Genomic DNA, 26,780 nt, shown 5'->3' with positions numbered 1-26,780 from the left:
TAGCTAGGAGAGGGGGCTGACGATGACTGCAGTACTGGACTTCGCGATGCTTCCGCCCGAAGTCAACTCCGGTCGGATGTACTCGGGGGCGGGTTCAGGCCCGATGCTGGCCGCCGCATCAGCCTGGCACGGACTGGCCGCAGAATTGGGTTCCACCGCGCTGTCCTACAGCTCGGTGCTTTCCGGGCTGACCAGCGAGGAATGGCACGGCCCGGCCTCGGCCGCAATGTCGGCTGCCGCCGCGCCTTACGTCGCGTGGTTGAGCACCACAGCCGAGCAAGCCGAGCAGACCGCCGCTCAGGCCGAGGCCGCCGCGGCGGCCTACGAGACCGCGTTCGCCGCGACGGTGCCCCCGCCGGTGATTACGGCCAACCGCGCCCAGCTGATGGCGCTGATCGCCACCAACATCTTGGGGCAAAACACCGCGGCGATCGCGGCCACCGAGGCCCAGTACGCCGAAATGTGGGCCCAAGACGCCGCAGCGATGTACGGCTACGCCGCCTCATCGGCAACCGCGACCCAGCTGACTCAGTTCACCGAGCCGCAGCAGACCACCAGCGCGACCGCGCCGGCCGCCCAGTCCGCCGCGGTGGCCCAGGCCGTCGCCACTCCGGCCGGGACACAGCAGAGCACGCTGTCCCAGCTGATGTCCGCCCTGTCCACCACGATGCAGGGGCTGGCCTCGCCGCCGTCGTCGTCCTCGGCGCAGACGACGGGCCTGAGCAGCCTTCTCGATGGGCTGAGGGGGCTGAATCCATTCGCGCCCGGTTCGGCGAGTGACACCAGCGGACTCAATGGCCTGCTGAATTTGCTCTCCGGGAACAACACGGCATTTGGCGCCCTGGCGAACTCGACGCTCGGCAACACCATCTTTTCGTCCGGGTTTTACATGCCGAGTAACACGATGGCGCCGTTCCTCAGCCTGATTGGTCAGCAGGCCGGCGGTGCGGCCGGCGACGCGGCCGACGCGGCGGGGCAGGCTGCCGCTGGGGTTGGTGAAGCAGTCGAAGGTTCGGTGGGCGGCATCGGAGGCCTTGGAAGTGCGGTCTCGGCGGGCCTGGGGCATGCACCCATGATCGGCGCATTGTCGGTGCCGCCGAGCTGGACCGCGCCCGCACCACTGGCCGGCCCACTGGCCTCCTCACTGGGGGGCACACCGATGATGCCGCCCCCGGCCATGGCGGCGGGCATGCCCGGAATGCCGATCGGAGCCACGGGCGCGCAACCGTATGGGCGCGCCGTGCCGCAGTACGGCTTCCGTCCCACCTTCGTCGCACGGCCACCGGCCGCCGGATAAAGGGCTGGGTAACGGTGACCGTAGCGATGGATTTCGGGGCGTTGCCGCCGGAGATCAACTCGGCACGCATGTACTCCGGGGCCGGCTCGGGGCCGCTGTTGGCCGCTGCCTCCGCCTGGAACGCGCTGGCCGCGGAATTGCATTCGACGGCACTGTCTTTACGGCGCAGTCATTTCGGGTCTAACCGACGAAGACTGGCGGGGTTCGTCTTCGGCGGCGATGGGGGACGCGACGGCGACATATCTGGAGTGGATGGACACCACGGCCGCCCAGGCTGAGCAGGCTGCCGCGCAGGCCACCGCAGCGGCCGGGGCTTACCAATCCGCGTTCGCCGAAACGGTGCCCCCGCCGGAAGTCGCGGCCAACCGCGCGCAGCTGTCGGCGCTGATCGCCACCAACACTTTGGGCCAAAACACGCCGGCGATCGCGGCCACCGAGGCTCAGTACGCGGAAATGTGGGCCCAGGACGCCGCCGCCATGTACCGTTACGCCGGTTCTTCGGCGGCCGCGACCCAGCTGACCCAGTTCACCCAGCCGCAGCAGACAGCCAACCCGAGCGGACTCGCGGCGCAGTCTGCCGCGGTCACCCAGGCAGCCGCCGGCTCCGCCGGGACGCAACAATCGACACTGTCTCAGCTGATGTCCGCGTTGCCCAGCGCGCTGCAGGGACTCACTTCGCCGTCGTCAGCCTGGTCGACATCGGGTCTCGGCGGCGTCCTCAATGGGCTGTTGTCAAATTTCGATCCGTTCGCTCTCGGGTCTCAAAACGCTACGACAGGACTCAATGGAGTCCTCAACCTGCTGAGCGGGAGCGACAAGAGCGCGGTTGGGGCACTGTTGAATTCCACGTTCGGCAACACCATCTTTGCCTCCGGCTTTTACGCGCCTTCCAACCACATAGGTGCGTTTACCAGCTTGTTCAACGCCGGGGGAGGCGCGGGTGCGGCCGGCGACGCGTTAGGAGACGCCGCGGCAAGCGGCCTTGGTGGCGCGGTTCCGGTTCCGGTTGGCGGCGGTGTGTCCGGGCTCGGTGTTGGAAACGGACTATCGGCGGGCTTAGGCAGGTCAGCGCTGGTCGGCCCGCTGTCGGTGCCGCCGAGCTGGACCGCTACAGCGCCACTGCACAGTCCTCTTTCGTCGACACTGGGCGGCACACCGATGATCGCGCCACCGCCGGCTTTGGCGGCCGGCACGCCCCCGGTGCCGCTTGGCGGCATGGCCGGCCAAGCCGCCGGCCGGTCCGTCCCCCAATACGGCTTCCGCCCGACGTTCGTCGCACGTCCACCCGCCGCCGGATAACAAGCGGCGGCTTCGGCGACCTCACAGGTGATAGGTCAGCGGATTGAGCTTCCCGCAACATAATTGACATTCCGCGCGGGCCGCGTGACGGGCTGGTCTGCGGCCCTGACCACCGCCATACAGCGCGAATTGGCTCACAGCAAACCCCCAGCGGCCAATCAGTATCACGACAGTCACGCATGCGTACGCTAGGTGAAATTTAGGGGAGCAGCGCATGACGATTAACTATCAATTTGCCAACGTCACTGCCCACGTCGCCGTCCACGGCGCCACCATTCGGGCCCAGGAAAGCCGCTGGAGGCCGAGCATCAAGCCATCGTCGGCGCCGTGCGGGCCGCTGCTGATTTTTGGAGCGACGCCCGGTTCGGTGATCTGCCACGGGCAAAAGGTGCAGACCGCCGGCAGCAACATGGCCAGCACCGACAGCGCCGTCGGCTCCGGCTGGGCGTGATTCCACGTCGCAACAACGGCGATGAACATTACGAGCCGACACACGCGATACATATCGGCAGATTTCATACGCTCCGCAGTATTATGTCGTTTCTTCCTGCCCAACATTCAAATCGTTCGATTACGGTCCAATAAGGTTATCGGAGTCCGCGATCGCCGCAGCGATAAATAGCTTTGAATACGGGTAAATAAGGTAGTTAGCGGCTCCGATCCGCAAACGCCTTGCGTTGAACCGCCTCAAAATTTTATCGATTTCTTGCTGGTTGCTGAGAATTGCCTAGCAATGTGCTGGACACCAGTTTTGATTTATCACTCTGTTAGCTGTTGACCAGGGTTTTCACAGTGAATCAGCAGCGCCAAGACATTTATTTTTAACCTCATCATTACCCTAATGGAACCGGATACGAATACGTTTCGATCACCATGAGCTTTACTTAGGCAGCGGCGCCTGAGTGAGCGGCGGCTGCGCCCACTGGGATACATTGAGACACATTTTGGCTAAGAGGGAGCGGGGGTTTGTTGTCTTCAAACACGTGGGATCACGCGTGGATTCAATAGCGGATTTGACCGATTTCATTAGGGCCGCGGCGCCGTTACGGACGCGGCTGGAAAGCCGTGCTTACCAGGGCGGCCACTCAGGGGACCGGAGGTAATAGATGTTGGATTTCGGGGCGCTACCACCGGAGATCAACTCCGGCCGGATGTATGTCGGTGCGGGGTCGGGTCCGATGTTGGCGGCCGCGGCGGCCTGGGATGAGTTGGCTACTGAGTTGCAATCGACCGCGGCTTCCTACGGCTCGACGATTCAAAGCCTTTCCACCGGGCCGTGGACGGGTCCCTCGTCGATCGCGATGGCGGCCGCGGCCGCGCCGTACGTGGCGTGGATGAACGCTACGGGCGCTCAGGCTGAGCAGGCGGCCAGCCAGGCCAAGATCGCCGCCGGCGCCTACGAGACGGCGTTCGCGGCCACGGTGCCGCCGCCGGTGATCACGGCCAACCGCGCCCTGCTGATGGCCTTGATCGCCACCAACTTCTTGGGCCAAAACACCCCGGCAATCGCGGCCACCGAAGCCCACTACATGGAGATGTGGGCCCAGGATGCGGCCGCGATGTACACCTATGCGGGTTCGTCGGCGACCGCGTCGCAGCTGACGCCGTTTACCGAGCCGCCGCAGACCACCAGCAGCGCAGCACCGGCTGCACAAGCGGCCGCGGTCACCCAGGCCACTAATACGCCGGCCGCGTCGATAGGCACACAGCTGTCCCAGTTCATCAACTCGCTGCCGACGGCGCTGCAAAGCCTGGCAAACGGCATCCTGGAATCGCCCTCGACGGCGTCGGGCAACCTGTTGTCGGGACTCGACTTGCCACAATTGACCTCCTCGGTGTCGTTGCCAGCCGGACTCCAGGCCGACTTGACAAGCTGGGACACCTTCACGTCGACCATTACCTCTGGGTCGTACTCCCTCCAAGGGCTGGCTTCTATACCCGGCGGCCCGTTCCTGTCGTTTGGTCAGGCGTACGCCTGGGGCCAAAACGGGCAGGGCGCGGCCGCGTATCTCGCCGGCCCGAAAGCCATCAGTGGGGCGTTGGCGCCTCTGACGCAAGGCGCCACCGCCGTGAAGCCGATGTTGAGCTCCGCCGTTGGTGCGGGGCCGGTACAGGGTGCCATGGGCAGTGCGCGTCTACTCGGGAGTATGTCGGTGCCGCAGGGCTGGACCGAAGCCGCCCCGGCGATCAGAACGCTCGCCTCCGTGCTACCCACCAACCTGGCAGCGGCCCCGACGGCGTCGCTTGCCGGCGAGAGCGGCGTCTTCAGCCAGATGGCGCTTTCCAGCCTGGCCGGACGCGCCGTGGGCGCTGCCGCGTTCCAGTCCGCAGGCAGCGGCGGTGCTGCGGCGGGCTCCCTGGGCGGTTTGGTGGCCGAGGCCGACCCCGCCGCAGCCACCATCATCGTGATTCCGGCGCTCGAGGAGTGAGAGTCATGGCTGCCGTGAGCAGGGGCAGTAACCCAGCACAGTCCACCCAGGCGCGCACGACCAGGCAAGGGGTATAGAAAATGTTCTACGCAGCGTTTCCGCCGGAGTTCAACTCGGGCAGGATGTACGCCGGGCCGGGTTCCGGGTCGATGCGGGCCGCCGCGGCGGCCTGGGAGGGGCTGGCCACTGAAATTCAGTCCACGGTGTCCTCCTATTCGTCGGTCATCGACAGCCTTACCAGCGGGTCCTGGGTTGGCCCGTCGTCACTCAACATGGCGGCCGCCGTCACGCCCTATCTGACCTGGATGCAAGGCACCGCCGCCCAGGCCGCCGAAGCGGCAACGCAGGCCACCGCGGCGGCAAGCGCCTACGAGACCGCGTTCGCCGCGCACGTGCCACCCGTTGAGATCTCAGCCAACCGCAGCCTGCTGGCGCAGCTGGTGGCGACCAACATTTTCGGACAGAACACGCCGGCGATCGCGGCCACCGAGACCCAGTACGCGGAAATGTGGGCACAAGACGCCGTGGCGATGGAAAGCTACGTCACCTCATCGGAGGCCGCTTCCAGGGTGACGCCGTTCACCGGGGCGCCGCAGATCACCAACGCCAGCGGGACGGCCACCCAGGCGGCGGCGGTTGCCTCCGCCGCGGCCACCCCGGCCGGCAGTGTGGGAACCCTCGTGTCGGAATTCCTCAACCCGCTCGGAGTCGGCAACCCGATCCTGACGGCCTTGGCCAACCTCAGCACCGACTACACCGACACCATGAACGGCCTCTTGAACGGCGTGTTCGGCACTGGCGCGTCAGCCTTGTACACAAACCTCTACAACGCCATAAAAGTTCCACTCGGCTTCACCACCGGGTTCAACGACATCGGATTGCTCATCAACTTTCCCTTGTCGCAGTTCCTCAAGTTCTCCCCGCCGATTCCGTATGCCGCGCTGCCGAAAGACGCGCTGGGTGCCGGGCTGGGGGCGTTGGGCTTCGGCCGGGGCACGCTGTACAACGCGGTGTCGGCGGGCATGGGAAATGCCGGCACGTTGGTCGGCAAGTTGTCGGTCCCGCCGGCTTGGGCGATAAACACCCCCGCCGTCAGGATGGTCGCATCCGCGCTGTCGGCCACCGGGCCGGACGCGGTGCCGGCGGCGGCGCTCGGCGAGGGCGGGCTGCTCAGTTCGATGTCGGTGGCGGGGATGCTCGGAAGCGCCCTGGGCGCTGGGGGTCCCAGTGCGTTCAGCCAGGCCGGTGTTCGCGGCCGGATCACTCCGATCAAGGACCTCAAAGACAAAAACTCGCCCGAGAAACTGAAACGTCTGGTGGCACAGATATCGGAGAAGCCCGAAAGCGTGCAGCACCACAATGTCGATCAAGAAGGTCTGGACGCGCTGCTCGAGCAGCTGTCGAAGAAGCCCGGTATCCACGCGGTGCATCTGAAAAAGGGCGACAAGGCGAAAGTCGTGCCCTCGGATGCGCAGTTGGGTTAGGGCACAACGTAATTAGGAGGTTGGTGAATTATGAGACTACTACTGGCAATGCTCGGCGTTTCCGCCATGATCGGCCTGGCCGCACCCGCATATGGCGACCCATCGCCTCCGCCACAGGGTGACGACGGCGGCTTCCTCGCCGCCCTGAACCAGGTCCACATCAGCTACTCCAGCCCCGACGCGGCCGTCGCGTCCGCTAAAGCGGTGTGCACGTGCCTGAACAACGGCGAATCGGGCTTGGACCTCGTCCACGACGTGAAGAGTCACAATCCCGGAATGGATATGGAGGTCGCATCCAATTTCGCGATGATCGCCGCGAAATTCTATTGCCCCCATCAACTCTCGAAGGCGTAGCGCGGGCCGCAACGCCTTGAACCCGGGAAGTTAGCCGCGGCTCCGGCGCACCGGTTTCGCTACGCGGCGGTTTCAACAGCGTGGCCGCCGGGCAACCGGGTTGGCTCCGGTCCACCTGCTGTTCACCTGAGGGTGGTTAGCTGCGGCCGACCAGCGCCGCGGTGGGAGGCCGCATCGCATCGGCGACTGATGGCGGGTGCTCCGCGTCGCGGGCGGGGAAGGAGTGCACTGTCATGCAGACGCTGAGCGTCGCCGATTTTGCGCTCCGACTTGCCGTCGGGGTGGGTTGCGGCGCCCTCATCGGCTTTGAGCGGCAATGGCGGGCGCGCAGGGCCGGCCTGCGAACCAACGCGCTTGTTGCCGGCGGTGCGACCTTGTTCGTGCTGTACGCGGCCGCCACCGAGGACACCAGCCCCACCAGAGTCGCGTCCTATGTGGTCTCCGGGATCGGTTTTCTCGGCGGCGGGGTAATCCTGCGCGAGGGGGTCAACGTCCGGGGCCTCAACACCGCCGCCACCCTGTGGTGTTCCGCCGCGATTGGCGTGCTTGCCGCTTCCGGGCACCTGGTCTTCACTCTGATCGGCACCGGAACCGTCATCGCCATCCACGTGGTCGGGCGCCCGCTCGGCCGGATGATCGACCACGACAACAGCGGCGACGAAGACGAAAGCCTGCAGCCCTACCTGGTGCAGGTGATTTGTCGCGCCAAATCCGAAAAGTATGTCCGGGCGCAGGTCGTGCGATACGCCAGCACCAACGACATGACATTGCGCGGAATCCACACCGGGCGGGCCACTGACGACGAGCTCACTTTGACGGCGCACTTGCTCGTAGACGGGCATACTCCGGCCAAGCTCGAGGCGTTGGTGGCGGAACTGTCCCTACAACCGGGGGTTCGCGCGGTTCAGTGGTACGCCGGCGATAAAGCGCAGTCAATTTGAACGTGATCAAGGGCGGGCCTGCAGCTCCGGTGCGGCCGCGGCAATCAGGTCGGCGCGGCTGCCGGTCAATGGGGGATAGATCCGCCGGGTATTGATGGTCCGCTTGGTCGCCTTGGCCTCCGTGGCAGTTCTAACCACCACCCGGTCCCATCCTTCGGTATAGACGGCGCCGGCCGGTCCGAGATCGAGGACCGTGACGTACCAAGGGATCCGAAGCGCCAGCATCGGTTCTCCCAACAGGTCGCTGATGACGTTGTAGCCCGCGTAGCGCCCCATCGGGCGCCCGTGTTGACATGACATCACCGACAGGTGGTCGTCATCCATCCGGGCAGCCGCCACGTCACCCGCGGCGAACACCGCGGGCACGCCGATCACCCGCAGGTAGTCGTCGACCTCCACCCGGCCCAGCCGGTCGCGCACCACCGGTAGCTGCTCAGTCAGTGAGCTGGCCCGCATGCCGGCGCACCACACCACCGTGGCGGCCTCGAGTCGCTCACCCGACGACAGCGACACACCGCGCTCGGTCACCCTTGCGACGCTTACGCCCGTTCTGGTTTCGACGCCGTCGTCACGCAATGCCTGTTCGATCACCGGAACCGCTGATGCACCCATATCGGAGCCGACCGTCGGGTTGTGATCAACCAGAACCACCCGGGGGGTGACGCCTTCGCGGGAGAACAAGCCGCGCAGGCGCTTCGGCAGCTCACACGCGGCCTCGATACCGGTCAACCCGGCACCGACCACGACGACCGTCGCCGCTGCCGGTGTCAGCGCACGGTCGGCGAGCCCTTGCAAGTGGTGCAGCAGCGCCACGGCGCCGTCATACGTGTCGACGTCAAAACCGAACTCCCGCAGGCCCGGTATGGCGGGTTTGAGCACGTGGCTGCCCGACGCGAGCACCAGCCGGTCGTAGCCGTATGTCGCGCCGCCCGATGTGGTCACGATGCGGGCGCTGGTGTCAATCGCGGTCACTATGGCGGCGACATGCGTGACTCCGACGGGGTCGAGCAGGTCGGCGAGCGGGATGCGGCAGCCGGTCAAATGCGCTTCGTAGTTGCGAACGCGAATGTCGTGAAACGGTTTGGCGCTCAACACGGTGATAGCTACGCTGCCCGCCGGGACAGCGAGCTCGTCGAGTCGTCGGGCGGCGCCGAGTGCCGCCCATAGTCCAGCAAATCCCGAGCCGATTACCACCACAGCGGTCAAGTGCCCAACACCTCATCGATCTCGGCCGGCCGACGCCGCGTGAGCATTATCCGATTTATCGACGCCGGCGACCACAGGGTTGACCGCCTGACGGGCCCCGGAGACCGCATCAGCCCGACGGGCACCGTGCCGGTCGTCGTAATCTATCCGTGTGAATACCGTCACTGGGTTCTGGTCCGCGCTGCCCCCGCTAATGCGGGACCCGGTGCTGTTCGCCATTCCATTCTTTCTGTTGCTGTTGACTCTCGAGTGGACGGCGGCCCGCAAGCTGGAACGCCTGGAGACCGGAGCCACCGGCACGGCACGGCCGGAGTCCGGCGCGTACCTCACCCGCGACTCTGTGGCAAGCATCTCGATGGGTCTTGTTTCGGTGGCCACCACCGCCGCCTGGAAGACCCTGGCGCTGCTCGGCTATGCGGCAATCTATGCGTATGTGGCGCCGTGGCACCTTTCGGTAACCCGGTGGTACACGTGGGTCATCGCGGTCCTCGGTGTCGACCTGCTGTACTACGCCTATCACCGCATCGCCCACCGGGTCCGGCTGATCTGGGCGACTCACCAGGCGCACCACTCCAGCGAATACTTCAACTTCGCCACCGCCCTGCGCCAGAAGTGGAACAACAGCGGCGAGATCCTGATGTGGGTTCCGTTGCCGCTGTTGGGGCTTCCCCCTTGGATGGTGTTCTTCAGCTGGTCGCTGAACTTGATCTACCAGTTCTGGGTGCACACCGAGCGGATCGACAAGCTGCCACGGCCATTCGAATTCATCTTCAACACGCCGTCGCACCACCGAGTCCACCACGGGATGGACAAGCTGTATCTCGACAGGAACTACGGCGGCATCTTCATCATTTGGGATCGGCTGTTCGGTAGCTTCCAGCCCGAGCTGTTCCGCCCGCATTACGGCCTCACCAAGCAGGTCGACACGTACAACATCTGGAAACTGCAGACGCGCGAATACGTCGCGATCGCCCGCGACTGGCGATCGGCGAGCCGCCTGCGCGATCGGCTGGGCTACGCCTTCGGGCCGCCCGGCTGGGCGCCGCGCCTGGCGAGCCAGCTCGACGCGGCCGTCCCGCTGGCGACGTCGCCGTAACGCCGGGCGGGGGTGGCGCGAAAAAGCTCTACGTGGGGGAGGGTTACGCCGTAACCTCAACCTCAAGTCGATATTTACCTGCCCGAAGGGACCGGAGTTCATGGTGCGGCGACTGGCAATGCGAGCATTTGCCGCGTCGATCGCTGTCGCGGCACTCACACCCTGGCTGTCGTCTGGGACGGCCAGAGCGGAACCCACGCTGGTGTATCCGGGTATGGAGATCCTGCAAGGCAACCGCCTGTGCACGTTGGCTTACATTGACCCAGTCCAGAAAGTCGCCTTTACGGCCGGGCACTGCCGGGGGGGCGAGGGCGCAGTCACCGACAAAGACCACAACTTCATCGGACATCTGGCGGCCTTCCGCGACGACACGCCCAGCGGTACGACCGTGACCACCAACCAGTTGATCAGCGACTACGAGGCGATCGCGCTGGACAACAACGTGACGGTCAACAACGTTCTGCCGGGCGGACGTCAACTGGTATCGGCCCCGAACCTGGCCATCACGCCGGGACAGGCGGTCTGCCATTTCGGCGTGAGCACCGGGGAAACCTGCGGGACCGTGGAAAGCGTCAACAATGGGTGGTTCACCATGTCCCACGGCGCCCTCAGTCGCAACGGTGATTCGGGGGGACCCGTCTACCTGGCTCCCCAGGGCAAGCCGGCGCAAATCGTCGGGATCTTCAACAGCGTCTGGGGGGACCTTCCGGCGGCGGTGTCGTGGCGGGTTGCCTCCGAACAGGCCCGCGAGGACCTCGGAATGCCGAACAGCGCGCCGGTAGGGCAATTCAGCCCGCGGCAGCCAGCTTGAACACCGGGATCGTTGCGGCGGCGGCCCGCAGCTGGTCATCGCTGCTGTCCGGCGTCAACCCGCCGACATAGTCTTTGACCTGCCAATACCACCTGGCCAGGTAACGCCTCAGCAATTCGGGTTTGGCCGCATCGTCGACCTCGCTGACGAGAGCGCGTTGACGGCGCCAGCGGGGGCCCATTTCGACGACGCCCGCGGCCCTGACGTTGCGCGCCCACTGGGTATTCCCGCGCGGTGCGACGACATAGTCCACGCCGTCGACGGTCAGCAGGTTGATCACCACCGCCCGCTGCTTTCCGCTCTTGCGGCCCCGGACGCGCAGCGCGCGAGTCCCGGCGATGCTGATCCCCAGCTCGGCAAGCCAGCGGATTACCGCGTTAGCGGCCCGCGCGGCCTGGTTCGGTTCCGCGTATCGCGTGGCCATCGTGCGTCCTCTCTGAGCGATCTGAGAGCAGTGCTCTCAACGGTCGTCACGTTGCCACACCCGTCTCCAAAAAGCAAGAGCGGTGATCTCGGTTGTGTCAGACTGGCCTGGTGGGCAAGCGCCAGGAATCGCGGGAGCAGATCGAGGCGCGAATCGTCGAACTCGGCCGCCGGCAGCTGGTCGAGCGCGGCGCCGCCGGGCTGTCGGTGCGCGCGATAGCCCGCGACCTCGGCATGGTGTCCTCCGCCGTGTACCGGTACGTGTCCAGCCGCGACGAACTGCTGACCCTGCTGCTCATCGACGCGTATTCCGACCTGGCCGATGCCGTGGACCGGGCCCGCGAGACCGTGGTCGACCTGTGGAGTGACGACGTCATCGCCATCGCGCGGGCGGCGCGGCGCTGGGCCGTTGCCCACCCGGCCGGCTGGGCCCTGCTGTACGGCAGCCCGGTCCCGGGGTATCACGCGCCGCCGGAGCGCACGGTTGCAGCCGGCACCCGCGTCGTCGGGGCGTTCTTCGACGCCATAGCCGCCGGAATCGCCACTGGAGATATCCGGTTGACCAACGATGTTGCACCCCAACCGTTGTCGTCAGACTTCGGACGTATTCGCCACGAATTCGGCTTTCCCGGCGACGATCAGGTCGTCGCCAAGTGCTTCTTGCTGTGGTCGGGGGTGCTGGGCGCGATCAGCCTCGAGGTGTTCGGACAATACGGCGCCGACACCCTCACCGACCCCTCGGCGGTCTTCGACACTCAGCTTCGGCTGCTGGTGGGCGTGCTGAGCCAGCATTGATCAGGCCGAATTAGAACGTGTTCATTCGACTTCTTCGCGCCGTATGCGGCCGATCGTGGCAAAGCCTTTGTGGCCCTTCCTGGGGGCCAGCGGACTGGGCTATCCTGCGAGACGATGACCCTACCCGTTCAATCGCCGACGCAGATCGCCTGGGTTACCCCGGACCTGGATGCCACGGAAACGGCCCTCACCGGCTTGTTAGGCGTTCGGAAGTGGGTGCGGATACCCAACGTGCACTTTGCTCCGGACACCTGCAGCTACCTCGGCAAGCCGGCCGATTTCGTCGCCAGCATTTCCTTGAGCTATCTCGGGGACATGCAGTTGGAGCTGATTTCACCGGTCCGCGGAGAGAACGTCTATAGTGACTTTTTGCGCGAATCCGGGCCGGGCTTGCACCACGTCTGCATGGAGGCGGAAAGCCCCGAGCGCTTCGACGCAGCATTGATCGAGGCCGCAAACTTTGGCGCCGCGGTTGTGCAGCAGGGCGTGATGCCCGGCGGAATTCAATTCGCCTACGTGTCAGCGCCGCAGGCGGGCGTGCCGTTTGTGGAGATTGCCTACATCCCGCCCGAGATGAGGGCGTTCTACGACTACATCAAACAGGAGCAGCGGTGAGCACCGAGATACCAGCAACGGTCAACGCGGACACGGTGGCGTCCTGGTCGGATAACGTCGACGTGGTGGTGATCGGTTTCGGCATCGGCGGTGGGTGCGCGGCGGTCAGCGCGGCGGCCGCCGGAGCGCGAGTGCTGGTGCTCGAGCGCGCCGCCGCGGTGGGCGGAACCACTTCGCTTGCCGGGGGCCACTTTTACCTCGGTGGCGGGACCGCTGTCCAGCAGGCGACCGGTCACTCAGACTCGCCCGAGGAGATGTACAAATACCTGGTCGCGGTGTCGCGGCAGCCGGACCACGCCAAGATTCGTGCTTACTGCGAGGGCAGCGTCGAGCATTTCAATTGGTTGGAAGACTTGGGTTTTCAGTTCGAGCGCAGCTATTTCCCCGGCAAGGCGGTGATCCAGCCCAACACCGAGGGGTTGATGTACACCGGCAACGAGAAGGTGTGGCCGTTCTTGGAGCAGGCGGTGCCGGCGCCACGCGGCCACAAGGTGCCCGTACCAGGCGACACCGGCGGCGCCAGCATGGTGATCGACCTGCTCCTGAAGCGGGCCGCAAGCCTGGGCGTACAAATCCGGTACGAGACGGGCGCCACCCAGCTCATCGTGGACGGCTCGGGCGCCGTGACCGGCGTGCTGTGGAAGCATTTCTCCGAAACCGGCGCGATTAAAGCAAAGTCGGTCATCATCGCTGCCGGGGGATTCGTCATGAATCCGGAGATGGTGGCCAAGTACACCCCCAAACTGGCCGAGAAGCCGTTCGTGCTCGGAAACACCTACGACGACGGCCTGGGCATCCGGATGGGCGTATCGGCCGGCGGGGCCACCCAGCACATGGATCAGATCTTCATCACGGCTCCGCCATACCCGCCGTCGATCCTGCTGACCGGCATCATCGTGAACAAGCTCGGAAAGCGTTTCGTCGCAGAGGATTCCTATCACTCCAGGACCGCCGGGTTCATCATGAATCAGCCGGACAGCGCGGCGTTTCTCATCGTCGACGAGGCGCACTTGGAGCACCCCAAGATGCCGCTGGTCCCGCTGATCGACGGCTGGGAAACCGTCGCCGAAATGGAAGCCGCGCTTGGTATCCCGCAGGGCAACCTGGTTGCGACGCTCGACCGCTACAACACCTACGCCGCGCGCGGCGAGGATCCCGATTTTCATAAGCAGCCAGAATTCCTTGCGCCGCAGGATAAAGGCCCTTGGGGCGCGTTCGACATGTCCCTGAGCAAGGCGATGTACGCCGGATTCACCGTCGGCGGGCTGGCCACCTCGGTGGATGGCGAGGTGCTGCGCGAAGACGGCACGGTCGTGCCCGGTTTGTATGCGGTGGGGGCGTGCGCGTCCAACATCGCCCAGGACGGCAAGGGCTACGCCAGTGGCACGCAGCTCGGGGAAGGCTCATTCTTCGGCCGCCGCGCCGGAGCGCACGCGGCCCCGTGGGCCGGGGGCGCGCAGGCGCGTTAGCACACGATGCCGGAGCGCACGCGGCCCCGTGGGCCGGGGGCGCGTTAGCACGCAATGCCGGCTTTAGACCTGCGCGGGCTCCTTCTCCACGGGGCCCAGCCGCCATGGGCCGCCGCCTAGCAATTGGAGCTCATGTTCGTGGTGCTGTTCGACGGCGGGTCGATGGCTGACGCTGACCACCACACAGTCCGGCAATTCGTTGCGCAGTAGCTGATAGAGCGCGAATTCCAGCCCCACGTCGAGCGCCGAGGTGGCCTCGTCGAGGAAGACCGCCTTCGGTTTGGTGAGCAGGATGCGGGCAAAGGCGACCCGCTGTTGCTCACCCGGGGAGAGAACCTTGGCCCAATCCTGCTCCTGGTCGAGCCGGTTGATCAGTGGTGCCAGGGCCACCTTGGTCAACACGTCCCGCAGCTCAGCGTCGGAGACTTCATCCGGCGAGTTCGGGTAGCACACCACGGTGCGCAGACTGCCCAGCGGCACATACGGCAATTGCGACAAGAACATCGTCGCGTTATCGCCGTCGGGACGGCAAAGGGTTCCTGAAGCGTAGGGCCACAATTCGGCCAGGCTCCGTAGCAGCGTGGTCTTGCCGGCACCCGATCGCCCTGTGATCACCAGCGTGTCCCCGTTGTCCAGCTGCACGTCCAGCGGGTCGATCAGCCGGTCACCGCCCGGCGTGCGCACTTCGACGTCGCGAAGCTCAACCGTCGCCTCTTCGCTCGGCTTGACCAGGATTGTCGGCAGCGCGCGGCCCTGCGCGTTGGCGTCAACCAGGCCGTGCAACCGGATGATCGCCGCCCGGAAGGCGGCGAACGCGTCGTAGTTGTTGCGGAAGAACGACAGGGAGTCCTGAATGTTGCCGAATGCCGTCGCGGATTGGCCGACATCGCCGAAGTCGATCCGGCCGGCGAACAGCCGCGGCGCCTGGATCACCCACGGCAGCGGAACAATTGCCTGCGACACCGACCAGTTCCATCCGTTGAAGATGATGGTCCGGCGAACGAATTTGCGGTAGTTGTCGATGATCGGCGTGAAGCGCCGCCACAGTTGCGCCCGCTCGACCCGCTCACCGCGGTAGAAGCCCACCGCTTCGGCGGCGTCCCGCAATCGCACCAGGGCATAACGAAACGCGGCATTGAGCCTCTCGTTGTCGAAGCTGAGCCGAATCAGCGGATGGCCCAGCCAGATTGCGACCACCGTCGCGACCAGCACGTAGACCAGAACGGTCCAGAACATCGCGCGCGGTATCTCCAAGCCGAAGAGATTCAGATTTCCGGAGAGGTGCCACAGGATGGCGGCGAACGAGACCACCGAGGCGACGGCGTTGACGGCCCCGAACAGTAAGGTGCTGCCCGTTCCGTTGGACGGGATGTTCGGTGTGCCGCCGGCATTGGCGGTGAAGATGTCGATGTCCTGCTGGATGCGCTGGTCGGGGTTGTCGATGGTGTTGTCGATGAACAGGTCCCGGTAGTAGGCCCTGCCGTTCAGCCAGTCATCGGTGAGGTGGGCGGTCAGCCACATGCGCCAGGCGATGATGAACCGCTGCGTCAGATAGATATCAATCATGAAGCGAATGACGTACAGGACTGCCAGCACGCTGAAAATCGCGATCGACATCCAAAAGCCGTGAATTCCGGATTGTTTGACGCTGTCATTGCCCGCGGCAACGCCCTGGACCGCCTTCTGCACCGCCGTATACAGGTCGTTGCCCTGGTAGCTGAGCAATACCATGAGGCGCACCGAAAGCAGAACCGACAGCAACAGCACGCCGAGCATCAGCCACACCCGAACGCTGTGTGCCCCGACAAAGTACCCACGGGTGATCCGCCAGAACTGCCCGCCCCAGGGCGTGAGGTACCGGAACACAAGCAGCACAGCGATCAGACAAACGGCGCTGATCACCCACGCTATGGCGACCCAGCGCAAGGAATCGATGGGCGCCGCCGACCAGTTGATCGACGGCGAAAACGGCTTCGGGCCCAAGGTCGATGCCTCCTTAGAGTCGAGGTGTTCGTAGCGATCCCCAACAGAAATCCTCCGGCGAAGGTACCCGAAGGATGTGGATAGGCTGCGGTCATGAGTGCCGACGCCGTCCCCACCCAAACATTTCATGCCGGCCGGCTCATAGCGCGCCGGCTCAGGGCCAGCGGTATCGATACCCTCTTCACGTTATCCGGCGGCCACCTCTTTTCCATCTACGACGGCTGCCGTGACGAGGGCATCCGCCTGGTCGACACCCGCCACGAACAGACCGCGACGTTTGCCGCCGAGGGCTGGTCGAAGGTGACGAGGCTGCCCGGCGTGGCCGCACTCACCGCGGGCCCGGGCGTCACCAACGGGATGAGCGCGATGGCGGCGGCGCAGCAGAACCAGTCACCCCTGGTGGTGCTGGGCGGCCGCGCCCCCGCGCTGCGATGGGGTATGGGCTCGCTGCAGGAGATCGACCACGTGCCCTTTGTCGCGCCGTTGGCTCGGTTCGCCGCCACCGCAGAGTCGCCCGACGCCGCCGGCTGGCTGGTCGACGGAGCGTTGCGGGCGGCAGTCAGTGCCCCGTCGGGTGTGGCGTTCGTCGATTTTCCGATGGACCACGCGTTTTCCATGGCGAAAGATGACGGCCGCCCCGGCGCGCTCACCGATTCGCCGCCGGTTGCCGCTGCCGACGGCGCCGCGTTAGACCGTGCCGCCAGCCTGCTGACGGCGGCCCGCCGGCCGGTGATCATGGCGGGGACCAACGTCTGGTGGGGACACGGGGAAGCGGCGCTGCTGCGCCTTGCCGAGGAACGCCAAATCCCGGTCTTGATGAACGGGATGGCCCGCGGCGCTGTGCCCGCCGACCACCCGATGGCGTTCTCGCGGGTCCGGGCGAAAGCGCTGGGTGAGGCGGACGTGGCGCTGGTCGTCGGCGTGCCGATGGATTTCCGGCTCGGCTTCGGTGGGGTGTTCGGGCCGCAAACCAAGCTCGTCGTGGCAGACCGTGTCGAGCCCGACCGCGACCACCCGCGTCCGATCGCGGCCGGCCTCTACGGCGACCTCACGCCGATCCTGTCGGCGCTGGCCGGACCGGCCTGGACCGGCCACCAGGACTGGATCGACGAGCTGCGGACGGCCGAAACCGCGGCGCGCGGACGCGAAAATGCCGAGCTCGGCGACGACCGGATCCCGTTGCATCCGATGCGGGTGTACGCAGAGCTGGCGCCGCTGCTGGACCGCGACGCCATAGTCGTCATCGACGCCGGCGATTTCGGCTCCTATGCCGGCCGGGTGATCGACAGCTATCTGCCGGGCTGCTGGCTGGATAGTGGCCCGTTCGGCTGCCTTGGTTCGGGCCCCGGCTACGCCCTGGCCGCCAAGCTGGCCCGACCGGACCGTCAGGTCGTCCTCCTGCAGGGCGACGGCGCATTCGGCTTCAGCGGCATGGAATGGGACACCCTCGTCCGGCACAACGTGCCGGTCGTATCGGTGATCGGCAACAACGGAATCTGGGCTCTCGAAAAACACCCCATGGAGGCGATTTACGGCTATTCGGTGGTCGCGGAGCTGCGTCCGGGCACGCGCTACGACGAGGTGGCGCGCGCCCTGGGCGGCCATGGCGAGCTGGTCTCCGCGCCCGCCCAGCTGCGGCCCGCACTGGAACGTGCGTTCGCGAGCGGCCTGCCCGCCGTCGTCAACGTGCTCACCGACCCCAGCATCGCCTATCCACGCCGATCCAACCTGGCCTGACGCCCGCGAGGGTGCGCAAATGCACGGCCGTAACGGCGTGTCGCTGTACAGACACGCACCCTCGCGCCGGTCAGCCCTCGCGTACCGTTGACCTGTGTCAAAGACCACCCACGCTCAACCCGGCCGTCTGAGTAGCCGATTCTGGCGGCTGCTGGGCGCCAGTACGGAAAAGGACCGGACCCGGTCCCTCGCCGAGGTCACCGCCTCGTCGGAATACGACGAGGAAGCCGCCGCTCTCAGCGACGAGAAGCTGCTCAAGGCGACCGGGTTGCTGAAGCTCGGGGATCTCGCGGAGTCCGAAGACATCACGCAGTTCCTCGCGATTGCCCGGGAAGCGGCCGAGCGGTCGACGGGGTTGCGGCCTTTCGACGTGCAGCTGCTCGGTGCGCTACGCATGCTTGCCGGCGACGTGATCGAGATGGCCACCGGTGAAGGCAAAACCCTGGCCGGCGCGATCGCGGCGGCCGGATACGCCCTTGCGGGGCGGCACGTGCACGTGGTGACGATCAATGACTACCTGGCCCGCCGCGACGCGGAGTGGATGGGCCCGCTGGTGGAGGCCATGGGGCTGACGGTCGGCTGGATCACCGCTGAGTCGACGAGCGAGGATCGCCGGGCCGCTTACGGCTGCGACGTCACCTACGCCTCGGTGAACGAGATCGGCTTCGATGTGTTGCGCGATCAGCTGGTGACCGACGTCGCCGATTTGGTGTCGCCCAACCCCGATGTGGCGCTCATTGACGAAGCCGATTCCGTGCTGGTCGACGAGGCGTTGGTGCCGCTGGTGCTGGCCGGCACCACCCATCGCGAGACACCGCGGCTCGAGATCATCAAGCTGGTTGGCGAGCTGGAAGCGAGCGCGGATTACGACACGGACTCGGACAATCGCAACGTCCACCTGACCGAGGCCGGCGCGCGCAAAGTCGAAAAAACGCTCGGCGGCATCGATCTGTATTCCGAGGAGCACGTCGGTACCACGTTGACCGAGGTCAACGTCGCATTGCACGCACATGTGCTCCTGCAGCGCGACGTGCACTACATCGTCCGGGACGACGCGGTGCACCTGATCAACGCGTCGCGCGGCCGCATCGCGCAACTGCAGCGCTGGCCGGATGGACTGCAGGCCGCCGTCGAGGCGAAGGAGGGCATCGAAACCACCGAGACGGGCGAGGTGCTCGACACCATCACGGTGCAGGCGCTGATCAACCGCTACGCAACGGTGTGTGGCATGACCGGCACCGCGCTGGCCGCCGGCGAGCAACTGCGCCAGTTCTACAAGCTCGGTGTTTCGCCAATTCCGCCGAATACTCCAAACATTCGCGAGGACGAGTCCGACCGGGTCTACATCACCGCGGCCGCCAAGAACGACGCGATCATCGACCACATCGCCGAGGTACACGAGACCGGACAGCCGGTGCTGGTCGGCACCCGCGACGTGGCCGAATCCGAGGAGCTGCACGAGCGGCTGCTGCGCAAGGGCATACCCGCGGTCGTGCTCAACGCGAAGAACGACGCCGAGGAGGCGAAAGTGATCGCCGAGGCCGGCGAATTCGGCGGGGTCACGGTGTCGACCCAGATGGCCGGGCGCGGCACCGACATCCGGCTCGGCGGATCCGACGAAGGCGACCACGACAGGGTGGCCGAGCTCGGCGGGCTGCACGTGGTCGGCACGGGTCGGCATCACACCGAACGGCTCGATAACCAGTTACGCGGCCGCGCCGGGCGCCAGGGCGATCCCGGGTCGTCGGTGTTCTTTTCGAGCTGGGAAGACGACGTCGTCACCGCCAACCTCGACCACAACAAGCTGCCGACGCAGACCGATGAGGACGGCCGGATCGTCAGCGCCAAGGCGGCCGGGCTGCTCGACCATGCTCAGCGGGTTGCCGAGGGCCGGATGCTGGACGTGCACGCGAACACCTGGCGCTACAACCAGTTGATCGCCCAGCAGCGCGCGATCATCGTCGATCGGCGAAACACGCTGCTGCGCACCGCAACCGCGCGCGAGGAACTCGCCCAACTGGCGCCACAGCGGTACGAGGAGCTGTCTGAAGAAATCTCCGAAGAACGCCTCGAGACCATCTGCCGGCTGATCATGCTGTATCACCTCGACCGAGGCTGGGCCGACCATCTGGCGTATCTGGCCGACATCCGCGAAAGCATCCACTTGCGCGCGCTGGGCCGGCAGAACCCGCTGGACGAGTTTCATCGGCTGGCCGTCGACGCGTTCGCCTCGCTGGCCGCCGATGCGATCGAGGCGGCTCAACAGACCTTCGAAACCGCTAACGTCCTCGAAGAGGAGCCGGGACTGGATCTGTCCAAGCTGGCGCGACCGACGTCGACGTGGACATACATGGTCAACGACAATCCGCTGGCCGACGACACACTGTCGACCCTGAGCCTGCCCGGGGTATTCCGTTAGACCGGGTCGTCGAGCGTGACGCCAGCTGCACGCTGGACCGTACGCTGGACCGTTCCGTGGTCCGTTAACGGACCACAATATCTGCGCGTTAAGGTCACGGCTCATGGAGCCGGTGCTTCCGCCTAACCGGGTGCTGACGGTGCCCAACGCGCTGAGCGCCATCCGACTGGTGCTCATCCCGGTATTCGCCTACCTCCTGCTGTTCGCGCATGCAAACGGCTGGGCGGTCGCGATCCTGATGTTCAGCGGGGCCTCCGACTGGGCTGACGGCAAGATCGCCCGGGTGCTCAACCAGTCCTCGCGGCTGGGCGTTCTGCTGGACCCGGCGGTCGACCGCCTCTACATGGTGACCGTCCCCGTCGTGTTGGCGTTGAGCGGGATCATGCCGTGGTGGTTCGTCATCACCCTGCTGGCACGCGACGCGCTGCTGGCCGCGACGCTGCCGCTGCTTCGGAGGCGCGGACTGTCGGCGCTCCCGGTGACCTATGTCGGCAAGGCCGCAACGTTCGCCCTGATGGCCGGCTTTCCCTTAGTCCTGCTGGGCACGGGGGGCGCGTTGTGGAGCCGCGTACTGGGGGCCTGTGGTTGGGGTTTTTTGGGCTGGGGTATGTATGCGTACCTGTGGTCGTTCGTACTGTATGCGGTGCAGATGGTCTTGGTCGTGCGCCGCATGCCCAAGCTCAACGACCCTGCCCGTCACCCAGTCGCCCGCAAAGTTGGTGAGCATGGCTGACGCTGACCGCCTGCTCGGCGGCTATGACCCCAACGCCGGCCACAGTGCCCACGCGGCGGCGCGGGTAATAAAAAAGATCCCGGTGCCCTCGCTCTTGCAGGCCCTGCTTTCGGAGCACCTCGATCCCGGCTACGCTGCGGCCGCCGCCAAACGTGGCGACGCTGCCACACCACCGCTTGGGCGAAAACGCGTCTTCGGCTGGCTCTGGCAGGCTCTGGCGGCGCTGCTGATCGCCACCGTGTTTGCCGCCGCGGTCGCGCAGGCCCGCTCGGTTGCGCCGGGTGTGCGCACCGCGCAGCAGCTGCTGGCGCGAAGCGTGCGTTCGACGGAAGCCTCCGCAGCCAAGTTGGCCCAGCAGCGCAGCGCACTGTCGGCTCGAGTCGACGACGTGCAGCGACACGCGCTGGCAGACGACGCCGAGGGGCAGCGGCTGCTGACACGGCTCGACACACTCAGCCTCGCGGCGGCCAGCACACCGATCATCGGCCCCGGCCTGACGGTGACCGTGACGGATCCCGGTGCCAGCCCGAATCTTTCCGACGTGTCCAAACAGCGGGTCAACGGCAGCCGCCAAATCATCCTGGACCGCGATCTGCAGCTGGTCGTCAACTCGCTGTGGGCGTGCGGCGCCGAGGCCATATCGGTCGGTGGGGTCCGGATCGGGCCGAACGTGACCATCCGCCAGGCCGGCGGAGCGATCCTGGTCGACAACAACCCCACGAGCAGCCCCTACAAGATCCTGGCGGTCGGTCCGCCGCACGCGATGCGAGACGTCTTCGACCACAGCCCAGGCCGCGAGCGTCTCAGGCTGCTGGAGGCCTCCTACGGTGTCGTCGTCACCGTGAATATCGCCGACGGTCTCTCGCTGCCTGCCGGATCCATCAGGGATGTCAAGTTCGCCAAACAGATTGGGCCCTAGTGAGAAAAGTCCTCGTGAGGCAGATCCCCGCGCGGGAAATGCGGACGGGAAACCGGGCATGATCGGTATCGCTGCGCTTGCGGTTGGCATCGTGCTGGGCCTGGTCTTTCACCCCGCCGTCCCCGAGGTGATCCAGCCGTATTTGCCGATCGCGGTGGTGGCTGCGCTAGACGCGGTGTTCGGTGGGCTGCGTGCTTACCTCGAGCGGATCTTTGACCCGAAGGTGTTCGTGGTTTCGTTCGTGTTCAACGTCTTCGTGGCTGCCCTGATCGTCTACGTCGGCGACCAATTGGGTGTTGGCACGCAGCTATCCACGGCCATCATCGTTGTATTGGGTATCCGCATCTTCGGCAACGCCGCCGCGCTGCGGCGCCGGTTATTCGGAGCATGACGCAGATGAGGTCACCGTGAGCCAGGACCCGGCCGATCGCGCGTCCGACGAAAGTCGTGACGCGCCAACCCGGCACGGCCACTCCGAAGCGGATCCGAGCGCGACCGAAGGCGCACAACGCGGCCGCCACGAGCTGCCGGCGAAAGGTCCGCGCCCGGAGATCGGACCGGTGCGCCGCCGGGGATTGTCCGCACTGGTGCATGGTGGTCGCTCCCGCCTGGTTTTCGGAACGTTGGCGATTCTGTTGTGTCTGGTCTTGGGGATCGCCATCGTGACGCAGGTCCGTCAGACCAAGTCGGGCGATTCGCTGGATACGGCCCGTCCCGCAGACCTGTTAGTCCTGCTGGATTCGTTGCGGCAGCGCGAAGCAACGCTCAACACCGAAGTGAGCGAACTTCAGAACACACTGAATTCGTTGCAGGCCTCCGGCAACACCGATCAGGCCGCCATCCAAAGCGCCCAGGCCAGGTTGGCAGCGTTATCCATCCTGGTCGGCTCGGTGGGCGCCACCGGGCCCGGCGTCACCGTCACCGTCGAGGACCCCGGGCCGGGGGTGTCACCGGAATCGATGCTCGACGTGATCAACGAACTGCGGGCCGCCGGCGCCGAGGCGATTGAAATCAACGATGCGCACCAGTCCGTTCGAGTAGGTGTCGATACCTGGATGGTGGGGATGCCTGGTTCGCTGACCATCGACAACAAGACATTGTCACCCCCGTATTCGATTCTGGCGATTGGTGATCCGCCCACGCTGGCCGCGGCGATGAACATTCCCGGTGGCGCAGAGGACAGCATCAAGCGCGTCGGTGCGCGGATGTCGGTGCAGCAGGCCGACCGGGTGGACGTGGCCACCTTGCGACAACCAAAACCGCACCAATACGCTCAGCCCGTCAAGTGACCAACAGCGACCCGAACAGGATTACCGTGAGCGATATCCCTTCCGACCTGCATTACACCGCCGAACATGAATGGATTCGACGAAGCGGTGATGACACCGTGCGGGTCGGGATCACCGACTTCGCGCAGTCGGCGCTCGGCGATGTCGTCTTCGTTCAGCTGCCCGATGTGGGCAGCGAAGTGACCGCGGGCGAATCCTTCGGCGAGGTCGAATCGACGAAATCGGTGTCGGACCTGTTCGCGCCGGTCTCGGGCACCGTGTCTGCGGTCAACGCCGATCTGGAAGGCAGTCCGCAGCTGGTCAATTCCGACCCGTACGGGGCCGGCTGGCTGCTCGATGTTCAGGTTTCGGATGTCGCCGGGTTGGAGTCGAGCATTTCGAGGCTGCTTGACGCTGAGGCCTACCGCGGAACACTGACCGAATGACGATTGCTAAGGTGCCAGCCAGCCCCGCGCGGCGACGCGGGCGGCCCGGCTGGTCCGAGCTGGGGGATCCCCCACCCCCACGCAGCTGTGGCGGAAGCCCGGCAATCGGGCTCCGGATCCCCCGCTGGGGGACACATTGCGGACCGGTGCGCGGTAACGTCGACACATCGACGTTAGACGGCACCAGACAGGCAAGTAAGCGGCAGTACGGGGCTGGTACAAGGCCAGCAACCTTGACGGGGAGCCGGCCCGAGCGGCCCGGTCAGATAACGCACAGCGGCCAGTAAGGAGCAGCGGGTGACGGACATGGACAACGATCAGACTTCTGACGACGTCACAGTGGAGACGACTTCCGTCTTCCGCGCCGACTTCCTCAACGAACTGGATGCTCCCGCGCAAGCGGGGAGCGAGAGCGCGGTATCGGGGGTCGAGGGACTCCCGGCAGGCTCGGCGTTGCTGGTCGTCAAACGCGGACCCAACGCTGGATCGCGGTTCTTGCTCGACCAGGCCATCACGTCCGCCGGTCGGCATCCCGACAGCGACATCTTCCTCGACGACGTAACGGTCAGCCGTCGCCACGCCGAATTCAGGTTGGAAAACAACGAATTCCACGTCGTTGACGTTGGTAGCCTCAACGGCACCTACGTCAACCGTGAGCCAGTGGATTCGGCAGTACTCGCAAACGGTGACGAAGTGCAGATCGGCAAGTTCCGCTTGGTGTTCTTAACCGGGCCCAAGCAAGGTGACGACGATGGAGGATCCGGAGGCTAGTGAGCGCACCCGATAGCCCGGCACTGGCCGGGATGTCGATCGGGGCCGTTCTGGACCTGTTGAGGCCCGATTTCCCCGATGTCACGATCTCCAAGATTCGCTTCTTGGAGGCTGAGGGACTGGTGACGCCGCAGCGTGCTGCTTCGGGATACCGTAGGTTCACCGCATACGACTGCGCCCGGCTGCGGTTCATTCTGACCGCCCAGCGGGATCACTACCTGCCGCTGAAGGTGATCAGGGCACAGCTGGACGCCCAGCCCGACGGCGAGCTGCCGGCAGTCGGGTCGCCGTACGGTGTGCCGCGGTTGGTGTCGGTAGCGGGCGGCGAAGTCGGTTCCGAAGCCGGGGCCGGATCCGACGCCGAAGCGGTGGCCCCCACCCGCATCCGGCTGAGTCGAGAAGACCTCCTGCAGCGCTCGGGGGTGGACGACGAACTGCTGACGGCGCTGCTCAAAGCCGGGGTCATCACCACCGGCCCGGGCCGTTTCTTCGACGAGCACGCTGTCGTGATCTTGCAATGTGCGCGGGCGCTGTCCGAATACGGCGTCGAGCCGCGGCATCTGCGCGCCTTCCGCTCGGCGGCCGACAGGCAGTCGGACCTGATCGCTCAAATCGCCGGGCCGTTAGTCAAAGCCGGCAAGGCCGGCGCCCGCGATCGCGCCGACGACCTGGCGCGTGAGGTTGCCGCGCTCGCAATCACGCTGCACACGTCATTGATCAAGTCTGCCGTTCGCGACGTTCTGCACCGCTGAGGATTAGACTTCGTTGGACAGCTTGGTGTTCGGCGGCATGGAGGGGCGTTCAGTCCGACCATGTCGTCGCGCCGAGTCTGAGTGAGACCACGGCGGCATGTGCGGAGGGCGGACACAGATGGGTGAAGTTCGTGTTGTCGGCATTCGCGTGGAGCAGCCGCAGAACCAGCCGGTGCTGTTGCTGCGCGAAGCCAACGGTGACCGGTACCTGCCAATCTGGATCGGTCAATCCGAAGCTGCCGCCATCGCGCTTGAGCAGCAAGGCGTTGAACCACCTCGCCCGCTGACCCATGATCTGATCAGGGATCTCATTGCGGCGCTTGGGCATTCGCTGAAAGAAGTGCGGATCGTCGATCTGCAGGAAGGCACCTTCTACGCTGACCTGGTTTTCGATCGCAACATCACGGTTTCGGCGCGCCCCTCGGACTCGGTGGCGATAGCACTGCGGGTCGGCGTTCCAATCTACGTTGAGGAAGCCGTGCTCGCCCAGGCCGGGCTGCTGATACCCGACGAGAGCGACGAGGAGGCCAGCACCGTTGTCCGGGAGGATGAGGTCGAGAAGTTCAAGGAGTTTCTCGACAGCGTGTCTCCCGACGATTTCAAGGCCACCTAGCCCCGGCCCAGGCAGGCCGGACGGCCCGCCTGCGAGCAGCCACAGACTCGCACGCGATCTGCGCAAATGATGCGATTATGCTGGGGGCACCTCCCGCTTGCGGGGGACTGCTCGGCGCACGACGGTGGGCCGAGACGGGTAGGTGTGGAGGTACCAGGTTGGACCTCGACATCACGGATGCATCTCATCTGGTAGCGCGATGTCGACACGCCTGGTCGATAGTCGCCCAGTTGGCCGTCTGGCGGCCATACTTTGATCACGACTTAAACGGCGCGGCAGCCACCGGAAAGCGTAAGCTCTCTAGCACTCGGGCCTGAGCAAACGTGGCTGCGGTACGGCCAGTGACGCAGCTATCACCGACAGCGCGATCGGCGAGAGGAACCACCGTGAGCGAGCAGCCACGTCAAGAACAGCTGGACCTAGCTGAGCATCCGAACGCCGCGAGCAGTGACGACAACGTCACCGCACCAGGCGGACCCGTGCAGCCCGGGCTGTTTCCCGACGATTCCGTGCCTGATGAGCTGGTCGGCTACCGCGGGCCGAGTGCGTGCCAGATCGCCGGAATCACGTACCGCCAGCTGGACTACTGGGCACGCACGTCGCTGGTGGTTCCGTCGATCCGCAGCGCGGCGGGCTCCGGCAGCCAGCGCCTCTACTCGTTCAAGGACATCTTGGTTCTCAAGATCGTCAAGCGGTTGCTCGACACCGGCAAGTGCGCTGGTCGAGCCCCGGCATCTGCCTCCTGGCTTTGGCCAGGTGATTCCACGGGCTCCGGTGCAGGAAGCAAACGCGGTGCGCCTGGGCGTCGGCACCACCGTCGACGAGGCCGAGCGCTTGCTGATTTTGAAGACCCTGGAAGCCACCAACAATAATAAAACGCGCGCCGCCGAGATTCTTGGCATCAGCCTGAAGACGCTGCA

24 protein-coding genes and 3 pseudogenes are annotated in these 26,780 nt (G+C 65.6%); 24 read left to right on the top strand and 3 right to left on the bottom strand.

Annotated features, from left to right (window positions below; all coding sequences use genetic code 11):
- Positions 1-22: 22 nt before the first annotated feature.
- The 7 genes and pseudogenes from ACLP4W_RS28340 (at position 23) to ACLP4W_RS28310 (ending at position 7,804) form a co-directional block, all read left to right on the top strand.
- Positions 23-1,297, top strand: coding sequence for a PPE family protein (locus ACLP4W_RS28340; protein WP_442390669.1), 1,275 nt, complete (start codon positions 23-25; stop codon positions 1,295-1,297).
- A 26-nt stretch (positions 1,298-1,323) separates the two neighbouring features.
- Positions 1,324-2,596 (top strand): annotated as a pseudogene (locus ACLP4W_RS28335) (PPE family protein).
- 214 nt (positions 2,597-2,810) lie between these two features.
- A pseudogene (locus ACLP4W_RS28330) lies at positions 2,811-3,047 on the top strand (type VII secretion protein EsxI).
- A 655-nt stretch (positions 3,048-3,702) separates the two neighbouring features.
- Positions 3,703-5,025: a PPE family protein gene (locus tag ACLP4W_RS28325; protein ID WP_442390668.1), complete on the top strand. Its 1,323-nt coding sequence runs from the start codon at positions 3,703-3,705 to the stop codon at positions 5,023-5,025.
- A gap of 80 nt (positions 5,026-5,105) precedes the next feature.
- Positions 5,106-6,509, top strand: a complete 1,404-nt coding sequence (locus ACLP4W_RS28320; protein WP_442390667.1) for a PPE family protein — start codon at positions 5,106-5,108, stop codon at positions 6,507-6,509.
- A gap of 27 nt (positions 6,510-6,536) precedes the next feature.
- Positions 6,537-6,863, top strand: coding sequence for a DUF732 domain-containing protein (locus ACLP4W_RS28315; protein WP_442390672.1), 327 nt, complete (start codon positions 6,537-6,539; stop codon positions 6,861-6,863).
- Between the two features lie 233 nt (positions 6,864-7,096).
- Positions 7,097-7,804 carry an MgtC/SapB family protein gene (locus ACLP4W_RS28310; RefSeq protein ID WP_442390666.1) on the top strand — a complete coding sequence of 236 codons (708 nt, stop codon included), beginning with the start codon at positions 7,097-7,099 and terminating at the stop codon, positions 7,802-7,804.
- 6 nt (positions 7,805-7,810) lie between these two features.
- Here ACLP4W_RS28310 and ACLP4W_RS28305 read toward each other — a convergent pair whose 3' ends face one another.
- Positions 7,811-9,010: an NAD(P)/FAD-dependent oxidoreductase gene (locus ACLP4W_RS28305; RefSeq protein WP_442390665.1), complete on the bottom strand. Its 1,200-nt coding sequence runs from the start codon at positions 9,008-9,010 to the stop codon at positions 7,811-7,813.
- Positions 9,011-9,161: 151 nt separating this feature from the next.
- On the opposite strand from ACLP4W_RS28305, the gene ACLP4W_RS28300 reads away from it, so the two are divergent.
- A complete protein-coding gene (locus tag ACLP4W_RS28300) occupies positions 9,162-10,106 on the top strand; it encodes a sterol desaturase family protein (protein WP_442390664.1) in 945 nt (314 codons plus the stop codon).
- 100 nt (positions 10,107-10,206) lie between these two features.
- Positions 10,207-10,917, top strand: a complete 711-nt coding sequence (locus ACLP4W_RS28295) for an Rv1815 family serine proteinase (protein ID WP_442390663.1) — start codon at positions 10,207-10,209, stop codon at positions 10,915-10,917.
- Here the strand turns inward: ACLP4W_RS28295 and ACLP4W_RS28290 are convergent.
- Entirely contained in the window at positions 10,895-11,341 is a 447-nt protein-coding gene (locus ACLP4W_RS28290; protein ID WP_442390662.1) for a nitroreductase/quinone reductase family protein, read from the bottom strand. The genes ACLP4W_RS28295 and ACLP4W_RS28290 overlap by 23 nt on opposite strands.
- Before the next feature lie 110 nt (positions 11,342-11,451).
- Here ACLP4W_RS28290 and ACLP4W_RS28285 point away from each other — a divergent pair, with 110 nt between their 5' ends.
- From ACLP4W_RS28285 to ACLP4W_RS28275, 3 genes are all read left to right on the top strand, one after another.
- Positions 11,452-12,135, top strand: coding sequence for a TetR/AcrR family transcriptional regulator (locus tag ACLP4W_RS28285; protein ID WP_442390661.1), 684 nt, complete (start codon positions 11,452-11,454; stop codon positions 12,133-12,135).
- Positions 12,136-12,249: 114 nt separating this feature from the next.
- Positions 12,250-12,750: a VOC family protein gene (locus ACLP4W_RS28280; protein ID WP_442390660.1), complete on the top strand. Its 501-nt coding sequence runs from the start codon at positions 12,250-12,252 to the stop codon at positions 12,748-12,750.
- Positions 12,747-14,219, top strand: a complete 1,473-nt coding sequence (locus ACLP4W_RS28275; protein ID WP_442390659.1) for an FAD-binding protein — start codon at positions 12,747-12,749, stop codon at positions 14,217-14,219. Before ACLP4W_RS28280 ends, ACLP4W_RS28275 begins: the two co-directional genes overlap by 4 nt.
- Positions 14,220-14,282: 63 nt before the next feature.
- On the opposite strand, the gene ACLP4W_RS28270 is transcribed toward ACLP4W_RS28275, so the two are convergent.
- Positions 14,283-16,202, bottom strand: a complete 1,920-nt coding sequence (locus ACLP4W_RS28270) for an ABC transporter ATP-binding protein/permease (protein WP_442390658.1) — start codon at positions 16,200-16,202, stop codon at positions 14,283-14,285.
- 93 nt (positions 16,203-16,295) lie between these two features.
- On the opposite strand from ACLP4W_RS28270, the gene ACLP4W_RS28265 reads away from it, so the two are divergent.
- The 12 genes and pseudogenes from ACLP4W_RS28265 to ACLP4W_RS28210 form a co-directional block, all read left to right on the top strand.
- Positions 16,296-17,939 carry an acetolactate synthase gene (locus tag ACLP4W_RS28265; RefSeq protein ID WP_442390657.1) on the top strand — a complete coding sequence of 548 codons (1,644 nt, stop codon included), beginning with the start codon at positions 16,296-16,298 and terminating at the stop codon, positions 17,937-17,939.
- Positions 17,940-18,033: 94 nt separating this feature from the next.
- Positions 18,034-20,358, top strand: coding sequence for an accessory Sec system translocase SecA2 (gene secA2, locus ACLP4W_RS28260; protein WP_442390656.1), 2,325 nt, complete (start codon positions 18,034-18,036; stop codon positions 20,356-20,358).
- Between the two features lie 103 nt (positions 20,359-20,461).
- On the top strand, positions 20,462-21,091 hold the full coding sequence (locus ACLP4W_RS28255) for a CDP-alcohol phosphatidyltransferase family protein (RefSeq protein ID WP_442390655.1): 630 nt from the start codon (positions 20,462-20,464) through the stop codon (positions 21,089-21,091).
- Positions 21,084-22,010 carry a DUF881 domain-containing protein gene (locus ACLP4W_RS28250; RefSeq protein ID WP_442390654.1) on the top strand — a complete coding sequence of 309 codons (927 nt, stop codon included), beginning with the start codon at positions 21,084-21,086 and terminating at the stop codon, positions 22,008-22,010. Before ACLP4W_RS28255 ends, ACLP4W_RS28250 begins: the two co-directional genes overlap by 8 nt.
- Before the next feature lie 58 nt (positions 22,011-22,068).
- Positions 22,069-22,401: a small basic family protein gene (locus ACLP4W_RS28245; protein ID WP_067318747.1), complete on the top strand. Its 333-nt coding sequence runs from the start codon at positions 22,069-22,071 to the stop codon at positions 22,399-22,401.
- 16 nt (positions 22,402-22,417) lie between these two features.
- Positions 22,418-23,299 (top strand): DUF881 domain-containing protein, encoded by an 882-nt coding sequence (locus ACLP4W_RS28240; protein WP_442390653.1) that lies wholly within the window; start codon positions 22,418-22,420, stop codon positions 23,297-23,299.
- Between the two features lie 26 nt (positions 23,300-23,325).
- Complete coding sequence (gcvH, locus tag ACLP4W_RS28235; protein ID WP_442390652.1) at positions 23,326-23,724, top strand: glycine cleavage system protein GcvH; 399 nt, start codon at positions 23,326-23,328, stop codon at positions 23,722-23,724.
- 306 nt (positions 23,725-24,030) lie between these two features.
- Positions 24,031-24,495: a glycogen accumulation regulator GarA gene (gene garA / locus ACLP4W_RS28230; RefSeq protein WP_442390671.1), complete on the top strand. Its 465-nt coding sequence runs from the start codon at positions 24,031-24,033 to the stop codon at positions 24,493-24,495.
- On the top strand, positions 24,495-25,247 hold the full coding sequence (gene ftsR / locus ACLP4W_RS28225) for a transcriptional regulator FtsR (RefSeq protein ID WP_442390651.1): 753 nt from the start codon (positions 24,495-24,497) through the stop codon (positions 25,245-25,247). The genes garA and ftsR overlap by 1 nt, the downstream gene beginning before the upstream one ends.
- Before the next feature lie 118 nt (positions 25,248-25,365).
- Entirely contained in the window at positions 25,366-25,860 is a 495-nt protein-coding gene (locus tag ACLP4W_RS28220; protein ID WP_442390650.1) for a bifunctional nuclease family protein, read from the top strand.
- A 386-nt stretch (positions 25,861-26,246) separates the two neighbouring features.
- Positions 26,247-26,570, top strand: a pseudogene (locus ACLP4W_RS28215) (MerR family transcriptional regulator); the annotation flags it as partial.
- A gap of 46 nt (positions 26,571-26,616) precedes the next feature.
- Positions 26,617-26,780 (top strand): helix-turn-helix domain-containing protein (locus ACLP4W_RS28210; RefSeq protein WP_442390670.1); only part of this gene is annotated, 164 nt, incomplete at its 3' end.

It is taken from the genome of Mycobacterium sp. (assembly GCF_052145595.1).
Taxonomy (GTDB): domain Bacteria; phylum Actinomycetota; class Actinomycetes; order Mycobacteriales; family Mycobacteriaceae; genus Mycobacterium.
Note: the sequence above shows the minus strand (reverse complement) of the source record. Positions and strands in the feature narration are given on the sequence as shown.